Annotated in this window: 9 protein-coding genes; 1 reads left to right on the forward strand and 8 read right to left on the reverse strand. The window is 58.9% G+C overall.

The genetic code is table 11. From position 1 onward, the window contains the following. Nucleotides 1-22: 22 nt before the first annotated feature. Genes R6T97_RS15245 through R6T97_RS15280 form a run of 8 tightly spaced genes read right to left on the reverse strand, consistent with a single transcriptional unit; the run spans nucleotide 23 to nucleotide 6,350 of the window. Complete coding sequence (locus R6T97_RS15245; protein WP_410350138.1) at nucleotides 23-1,216, reverse strand: alpha-D-ribose 1-methylphosphonate 5-triphosphate diphosphatase; 1,194 nt, start codon at nucleotides 1,214-1,216, stop codon at nucleotides 23-25. Next, the gene (locus tag R6T97_RS15250; protein WP_410350139.1) at nucleotides 1,203-1,922 is read right to left on the reverse strand and encodes a phosphonate C-P lyase system protein PhnL; all 720 of its coding nucleotides are present in this window, start codon (nucleotides 1,920-1,922) and stop codon (nucleotides 1,203-1,205) included. The genes R6T97_RS15245 and R6T97_RS15250 overlap by 14 nt, the downstream gene beginning before the upstream one ends. Further along, a complete protein-coding gene (locus R6T97_RS15255) occupies nucleotides 1,919-2,716 on the reverse strand; it encodes an ATP-binding cassette domain-containing protein (RefSeq protein ID WP_410350140.1) in 798 nt (265 codons plus the stop codon). The genes R6T97_RS15250 and R6T97_RS15255 overlap by 4 nt, the downstream gene beginning before the upstream one ends. Then, on the reverse strand, nucleotides 2,713-3,627 hold the full coding sequence (locus tag R6T97_RS15260; protein ID WP_410350141.1) for an alpha-D-ribose 1-methylphosphonate 5-phosphate C-P-lyase PhnJ: 915 nt from the start codon (nucleotides 3,625-3,627) through the stop codon (nucleotides 2,713-2,715). The genes R6T97_RS15255 and R6T97_RS15260 overlap by 4 nt, the downstream gene beginning before the upstream one ends. Beyond that, nucleotides 3,624-4,679 (reverse strand): carbon-phosphorus lyase complex subunit PhnI, encoded by a 1,056-nt coding sequence (locus R6T97_RS15265; RefSeq protein WP_410350142.1) that lies wholly within the window; start codon nucleotides 4,677-4,679, stop codon nucleotides 3,624-3,626. The genes R6T97_RS15260 and R6T97_RS15265 overlap by 4 nt, the downstream gene beginning before the upstream one ends. Further along, nucleotides 4,679-5,215 (reverse strand): phosphonate C-P lyase system protein PhnH, encoded by a 537-nt coding sequence (gene phnH / locus R6T97_RS15270; protein WP_410350143.1) that lies wholly within the window; start codon nucleotides 5,213-5,215, stop codon nucleotides 4,679-4,681. Before phnH ends, R6T97_RS15265 begins: the two co-directional genes overlap by 1 nt. Then, a complete protein-coding gene (locus tag R6T97_RS15275) occupies nucleotides 5,215-5,637 on the reverse strand; it encodes a phosphonate C-P lyase system protein PhnG (RefSeq protein ID WP_410350144.1) in 423 nt (140 codons plus the stop codon). Before R6T97_RS15275 ends, phnH begins: the two co-directional genes overlap by 1 nt. Beyond that, nucleotides 5,634-6,350 carry a GntR family transcriptional regulator gene (locus R6T97_RS15280; RefSeq protein ID WP_410350145.1) on the reverse strand — a complete coding sequence of 239 codons (717 nt, stop codon included), beginning with the start codon at nucleotides 6,348-6,350 and terminating at the stop codon, nucleotides 5,634-5,636. The genes R6T97_RS15275 and R6T97_RS15280 overlap by 4 nt, the downstream gene beginning before the upstream one ends. Nucleotides 6,351-6,533: 183 nt before the next feature. Between R6T97_RS15280 and R6T97_RS15285 the strand changes: the two genes are divergently transcribed. Next, on the forward strand, nucleotides 6,534-6,758 hold the full coding sequence (locus R6T97_RS15285; protein ID WP_410350146.1) for a hypothetical protein: 225 nt from the start codon (nucleotides 6,534-6,536) through the stop codon (nucleotides 6,756-6,758). The last annotated feature ends 263 nt before the right edge of the window (nucleotides 6,759-7,021 follow it).

The following is a 7,021-nucleotide window of genomic DNA, read 5'->3' on the forward strand; positions in this document are numbered from 1 at the left end:
CAGGCTTGCCGGTAACAGCTGCTTAACTATTGCATGACACTTCCGTGAATGAACGGCTGTCGCTTGTAGCGCTCAATGGAATAAGGCCTTTGCTAAAGATTACCTGTCCCGCGCTGAGGCTGGCAGCGACATGATGGCCTGTCACCACGGCAAGATCGGCCCGTTTTCCAACCTCAAGCCGCCCGCGATCTGATAACCCAAGCGCCTTTGCCGGATTGGCTGTCGCCAGTCGCGCGGCACCTGCCAGACCCTTTGGGTTGCGTTCAGCCAGAATGCGGATGGCCGGCAAGATCGTGGCAGGATGATAATCAGCCGCCAGAATATGCAGCAATTCGGCCTCATGTGCCTCTCGTGCTGACAGATTGCCGGAATAGCTTTGCCCGCGCATGGCGTTCGGCGCACCCATGGCGATCATCATGCCGCGTTCTGCACAGGCAGCGGCGGCTTCTTTTGTAACAGGGAATTCCGATAGGATCGCGCCAAGGTCCGCCATCAGGTTCGCTTTGTCGCGGGTGTCGTCATCATGGCTGGCCAGTGGCACACCGTAATCATTGCACAACTGCGAAACAGCACGCATGTTTGTCAAAAGGTCTTCTTGCGGGCGGCTTCGTTCTGCAATGGCCGTGCTAACCATTTGGCGGGCTTCGGTTTCGGACACGCCGTGAAGGGCGGCCTTGTTCCTGATATGAATCTCAAGGTTGCGATACTGCCCCTGACCCGGTGTGTGGTCCATCAAGGAGACCAGATCGACACTTCCGTCCCTGAGCAGATCTGCCAGCACAGCGACGGCATTGTCGAACGTGATGTCAAATCGCGCATGAATCCGATGATCGACACGGACGTGTCCACGCGCTTTTGACAAGTCGCGGATGACTTGGCTGGTATGCTCGAAGGAACGGCGTTCACCGGCACGCACGCCGCGCGAAAATGACACCGCCGCATAGGCCGTTGTCACACCGGACGCGGCCAGCCGCATGTCGAGATGGTTCAGCGCAACATCCATTGGAAAATCCACAAGTGCGCGCGGCTCGAGTTCGACCTCGATCATGTCGCCATGCATGTCGATGAAACCGGGAAATATCTCCATCCCTTTGCCCTGAATCCCGCCTTTGACGGGTCCTTCGACGATTTCGGCGATGATGCCGTCCTTGATCCGCAAGGAACCACGCGGCATCACCCTGTCGGGCAGGACGAGCGCAAAATCAGATAACCACATCTTGTCTGTCCTCTTGGCTTGCCGCATCGGGGGTCAGATCGATGACGCGATCAATCAGATGCGTGACATCATCAGGGTGATGAAAAACGCCAATCATGGCAGTTCCTTGTGCCTTGAGATCGGCCAGACGCTGCACCAGTGCCGCGCGGGCATTGGAATCAAGCGACGCTGTCGGTTCATCCAGCAAGAGCAACTTTTGCGGGCGGATCAATGCGCGGGCAAGGTTGACTTTTTGCTGTTCCCCGCCGGAAAAGGTAGTCGGATAGGCAGGCCAGAGGTTTTCCTTGACCCCGAAGGTTTTCAGCCAGTGCCGGGCCTCGGCCAGCGCTTGGTCCGCATCGACGCCGGCAAGTCGCAGCGGTTCTGCGACCAGTGCCTCGGCGCTGACCCGTGGCCGTGCCACCAGAAATTGCGTCACAAAGCCGATTTCGGTTTGGCGCAGGTAGGTAATATCGACATCTGCAGCGCGTGCCAGATCGATCTGGCCGTGATCGGACCGGAACAGGATCTGTCCTGCCTGCGGCAGATAGCTGCGATACAGCGTGCGCAGCAGCGTGGATTTGCCTGCGCCATTGGCCCCCTTCAGAAGAACGAATTCCCCCGCCGCCACAGCAAAAGAGACATCATCGAAGGCTGCGAAACCCTGACCCAGATGGTGCATGGTAAAGCCTTTTTTCAGGCCGCGAATGTCCAGAACGGCGGTCATAGTTTTGCATGCACCAGTTGTTGCGTATACGCATGTTGCGGATCCTGAAAGACCTGGTCGGCCAGTCCGGCTTCGACCACTTCGCCGCGCCGCATGACCATCACACGATCCGCCAGCGTCCGGATGACACCCAGATCATGGCTGACGATCACCATGGTGATCTTTCGATCCTGTTGCAGCCGTTTCAGCGTATCCAGAACAAGTGCTTGAACACTCACATCCAGCCCTGTTGTCGGCTCGTCCAGCAGTAGAAGTGCTGGCTCCAAGGCGATGGCCTTGGCAAGCTGGACACGCTGCTGCATCCCGCCTGACAGTTCGACCGGCGGCGCATCAAGACGCTCCAGTGGAAATTCGGATGCCGCCAAGGCGCTTGTGGCCTTTGCACGCAGCACGGCAAAGCGCCGCTCTCCTGCCACCAGCAAGCGTTCGGCCACATTGCCAGAGCTGGAATGTGTCATCAAAAGCCCAAGATGCGGGTTCTGGTAGACAATGCCGATCCGCGTCGCACAAAGCATGCGGCGCGAAAAACGGTCGAGATCGAAAAGGTTTCCATCCACATCCGGCAGGTCCAGCGTATAGCTGCCGGTCTCGGGCGTTTCTTCAAGATTCATCATACGCAGAAGGGTAGATTTGCCAGAGCCGCTTTCCCCCACAATCCCGAGGACTTCACCGGGATAGACAGCGGCATGCACATCGCGCAGCGCGACAACAGGCCCGTAGGATTTGCTCACACCGTGCATCTGCACCAGAGGGTCGGCTGTGACGATCCGCGGCGGATCGCGTTCCAAGATCATTTTGACAGTTCTCCGTCTTTGTACCAGGTCTCGCCCAGATTTGTCTGTTCGCCACCGCGCTGCTGGATCGCCTTCACGCCGAACTGGCTGTCGGACACCTCGAACGTGGACGACCCGTCGTCTTGTGGGATTTCATTCATGAAGAACCCCTTTGCGCCCGAGCGCGCGCAAGTCAGCTTGCCGTGGTCTTCGACACGGTAAGGCACGTCGTCAAAAACCAGCGGCTCGACCCGACAATAGGGCGGTACTGCAAAAATGCGTTTCTCGCGCCCTGCGGAAAGGATCGTCAGGTGACGCGCCATGTGCAGCTTGGGAACATCCCATCGCGGAATCGGCGAGGGTGTCATGACATGGCGCCCGTTGACCATCGACGGATAGCTCGCGCCCTGCATCACGCGTCCTGACCGCACGATCTGTTCGTAAAGCTGCAACCACATCCGTCCGTAGTCGGCATCAGCATGCATCTGCCGCGCAATCGACATGTTCGGCTGCACGCCGCGCAGCGGTTCTGGGTTGGGCACCTGAAGCACCAGTATCTGATCCTCGCGCAGGATTTCTTCGGGGATGCGGTGGCGTGACTGGATCAGATCGGCCTGTAACGTGTCCATTGTCACCGGTGCGCCAGACACACGCGCCAGAAAACTGCGGATCGAGGCAGCGTTTACGCTGTCGTCAGCGCCTTGGTCGATGACTTTCACGCAGGAGTCGGGATTTATCAGGGTGAGCGAAACCTGCAAACCACCGGTGCCCCACCCGCGTGCCATCGGCACTTCGCGGCTGGCATAGGGCATCTGGCAGCCGGGCACGCAGACCGCCTTGATCATCTTGCGCCGCAGTTCGCGCTTGGCCGAGGCGTCGAGGAAGCCATAGCTCATCGGGGCCCAAGGTTTTGTGAGACTGGCAAGGGTCATTCCGCTGGCTCCTGCTCGGCTGCGCGCGTGGCCCTGGCATCCCGCATCGCGTCCAGTGACGATTGGAAGGTGACGTAGTGGGGCAACTTGAAGTGGATACAGAACCCAGAAGCTTCGACGCCTTCGGTATGGTAGAGAAAGAATTCCTCTTCTGTCGCCGACCCTTTGGGCGCACCTTTGCTGTTGAGGTCCAGCGTTGCGGCCGCAATGCATTTCACCTCGTTCCAGCCAAGGGTCGCGGCAAAACCGAGACCCAGCTTCTCGCCCTGCTTGGAGACAACTTCGGCTTGGGACACCTTGACCCGACCCGCTGAGAATTGTGTTCCGTTCGGGTGGGTCACGACGATTTCCGCTTCGGCCAACCGCAGTTCGTTGACTGTCGGATGGGCCTGCCCGTAACCGCGCATGGCAGCATATCCGAGCGCCAGCACACCGCCGGTTTCGGCACGTGCAAGGCTTTGCAATGTATGGGCGCGCTTGGCCGGAAACAGAAGTGGTTCGCGCGTCAGATCCGGAATTTCCTCACCCGCAGCGGCATCGTGATCGGGTACATCGACCAGATCGTTTGCCGCCTGCCACGCGCTGACCGAAGGTTGGTGCGCGGGGGCCGGAGCGGCAGCCGGTTCCACCTCTAGGGGTTCAAACGGTGTTCCGGTCAGCACATCCGTCGCCAGCACGCGGTGCGAATAATCCAGCGTCGGCCCAAGAAGTTGACCACCAGGAATATCCTTGAACGCAGCTGAAATCCGACGATGGGTGAACAGCGCGTCCTGTTCCACAGGTGCAGCGACGGTCAGGCGTGGCTGCGTCGTGCGCCATGCGCGCAAGACCAGCACTGCCTCGTAAAGTTCGCCCCCCGTTTGCGCCAGAGCAAGCGACGCGAGGTCTTCGTCGTAAAGCGACGCTTCGCCCATGACCCGATCGACCAGATAGGGCAGCGCCTGTTTGATCTCTGCGACGCGGTCCGCCCCGATCTGCCCCAGTGCCGCGCGAAATAGGCGTTCGGACTGCTCGATTGCCCGCTCGCCGCCACGGGTTGCCACATATGCCATCAGACCACCTCAGCCTTGGTTGATCGCGGCAAACCGATCAAATGCTCGCCGTCCAGGAAAAAAATGTCGAACCCCATCGGATACCGGATCAGGCGTGCCCGTTCCTGCCAGAAGCCAGCAGGCAAACCGTCAAGCTGGATCAGAACGGCACCGTCTACACCGGGACCCGTCAGGCGCACCGACGGTCCCTGACCAAACCTTGCGCGGATCAACAAGGTCGCACCCTGATCGGGATACAGATCAGATCCGGTCCGGCATTGCCGCAGAAGGTCCAGATCCTGAAGCCTGCCCAGAAAGGCATGGTCCGCCTGACACAGATCGACCAATCGTGCCCCGGTCTGCGCCAGAACCGGTATCAGCAAAGGATCTCCAGCATAGGCGGCGCATTCGCGGTCCAGCAGGGCCGCGATCAAGGCGGTTTCGCCCGGTACTGGCAATTGTCGCGGCAAACCCGGCCGACTGCAGGCCCAAAGCGCTGCATCGAATGCGGCATTGGCTTGCGTTTCCTCTGCGTCTGGGGTGGGCGTGGTCAGCATCAGAATGTCTCCATATCGACGCGGGTCGCTTGCACACGTCGCATTGTGTCGCAGTCATCTTCCGCTTGTCGGGTCGCTTCTTGCTGACAAAAAGCCGTGCATCGTGCGACCTCAATGCCGCTGGCCATAGCCAGATCGACCAGTGACATGGCCATCGCCGCCTGCAGATCACGGCCGCGCCGCATCCCGTATCCTTCGACACCGTCACGGGACACATGCGCCTCGCTGACCAGGACCTCGCCAAGGTGAAAGGTGGCCGCGCCCGCCGTATCGCGCATCGGTAACATGACCAGACCCGTCCGGCTTTGATGTACGGTGATCTGTCCAAGCGGTGCGATCAGAGTTTCTGCAAACTGCTTGATCCGGGCAGCATCTGCACGCGCCAGCGCGGACAAGGAATGGCTATCCGTTCCCTTGGTCATGTTTCACCACTAACGACACTGAACCTGACCCGCGACGCGGCCCAAATGACATCGGAAAAGGAAATCGGCGTGCCATCCGGCAAAGCGTCGACCGCCCGGATGATCGTGACGGATAAATCGGGATGCTGGTGAAGGATCCGTGCTTCTTCCTGATGGGCCTGACGGGAATAGAATGTGGTTTCTGCGCGGACATAGTCCGCGATCCCATAGGATCGGTAGGTTTCCGTCACCGATCCGAATACCGCACGCTTTTCTGGAAATGCTGGAAACCGGTCCACAGAATGAAAACTTGACCCATAGGCGATGGGCAGCCCGTCCGCGAGCGTCAACCGACGTGCGAAATGCACCTTAGCCTCCATCCCGAGGCCAAGCGCCTCTCGTACACGTTCGGGTGCTATGACAACGCCTGATCCGAGTAGCTCTCGAGAGATATCGATGGTCTGGTGTGCAAGATTCTGCCGCAGTCGGGTCCGTTTTCCCAATTCGTAGTGGAGCATTTTCGGTGCGCTCACGAAGGTGCCACGCCCCTGTTCGACGCTCAGCTTGCCCTGTTTGGCAAGTGCTGCAATCGCACGGCGCAAACTATGCCGCCCTGTCCCGTATCGCTTGACAAGTTCGGGCTCTGTCGCAATTTGGTCACCAGGCTGCAGATGTCCATCTACAATATCCTGTGCGATGGCGTCTCTTACATATGTCCAGTCAATTGTTGTCACGTTAGCCTCAATTCGTTCGAATGAATCTTCGTTATCCTAGGTAGGTAACACAGGTGTGACACCTTAAGGCCGATTTTAGACAGCGCTGACGTCGCGGAGGTATCAAGCTTCTCAACGGGCTAAGAACCTAAAGCCTGAGTCGCACTTTTAAATGCAGCACGCTGCATCGCGAGGAACAACTGCATGCTGCAGGGAGTGATGCGCCTCGGCGGGCTACTCTGCAAAGTCCACTACTTGCGCATAGCCGATCTGAATGCGGTTTGCAGCATTAAGACCAAAATCATACTGGCGATGAATGGCCGCTTATTCCTCCCAGACATGAGCCTCTCGCAGTTGCCGCGAATGTCTGGAATCCGCCCGATTCCGTTGAAAAACACTGTGTTGCTGGCGCAGAAAATGGCGGCCTGAAGTGCGCGCGAGCGCCTTTCCTATCAGGCTTTGCGCGTTTGCTGCGGTGCAGGAAAGATCTTCGCCAGTTTGCGGAGGTTTTGGGCGGTTGCGGCGAGCAGGAATTCGTCGTTTGCACCGCACGGTCCACGTAATCGGAGCCTTCCGAGGCCGAGATGGACCCCGAGGAGGTGTTCGGATGACCGCCAACTTCCGCGATGACTTCATCGACCGCTTCCATGAGGAGATTGAGCGGGTTGATTCCGGCGACCTCACGGGGTACG

This window comes from Yoonia sp., from assembly GCF_046498525.1.
Classification (GTDB): Bacteria; Pseudomonadota; Alphaproteobacteria; order Rhodobacterales; family Rhodobacteraceae; genus Yoonia.

What these genes read in the sequence shown, in the direction of transcription:
- R6T97_RS15245 (WP_410350138.1), bottom strand. Translation starts at nt 1,216, where the DNA reads ATGTGGTTATCTGATTTTGCGCTCGTCCTGCCCGACAGGGTGATGCCG.
- R6T97_RS15250 (WP_410350139.1), bottom strand. Translation starts at nt 1,922, where the DNA reads ATGACCGCCGTTCTGGACATTCGCGGCCTGAAAAAAGGCTTTACCATG.
- R6T97_RS15255 (WP_410350140.1), bottom strand. Translation starts at nt 2,716, where the DNA reads ATGATCTTGGAACGCGATCCGCCGCGGATCGTCACAGCCGACCCTCTG.
- R6T97_RS15260 (WP_410350141.1), bottom strand. Translation starts at nt 3,627, where the DNA reads ATGACCCTTGCCAGTCTCACAAAACCTTGGGCCCCGATGAGCTATGGC.
- R6T97_RS15265 (WP_410350142.1), bottom strand. Translation starts at nt 4,679, where the DNA reads ATGGCATATGTGGCAACCCGTGGCGGCGAGCGGGCAATCGAGCAGTCC.
- phnH (WP_410350143.1), bottom strand. Translation starts at nt 5,215, where the DNA reads ATGCTGACCACGCCCACCCCAGACGCAGAGGAAACGCAAGCCAATGCC.
- R6T97_RS15275 (WP_410350144.1), bottom strand. Translation starts at nt 5,637, where the DNA reads ATGACCAAGGGAACGGATAGCCATTCCTTGTCCGCGCTGGCGCGTGCA.
- R6T97_RS15285 (WP_410350146.1), top strand. Translation starts at nt 6,534, where the DNA reads ATGCTGCAGGGAGTGATGCGCCTCGGCGGGCTACTCTGCAAAGTCCAC.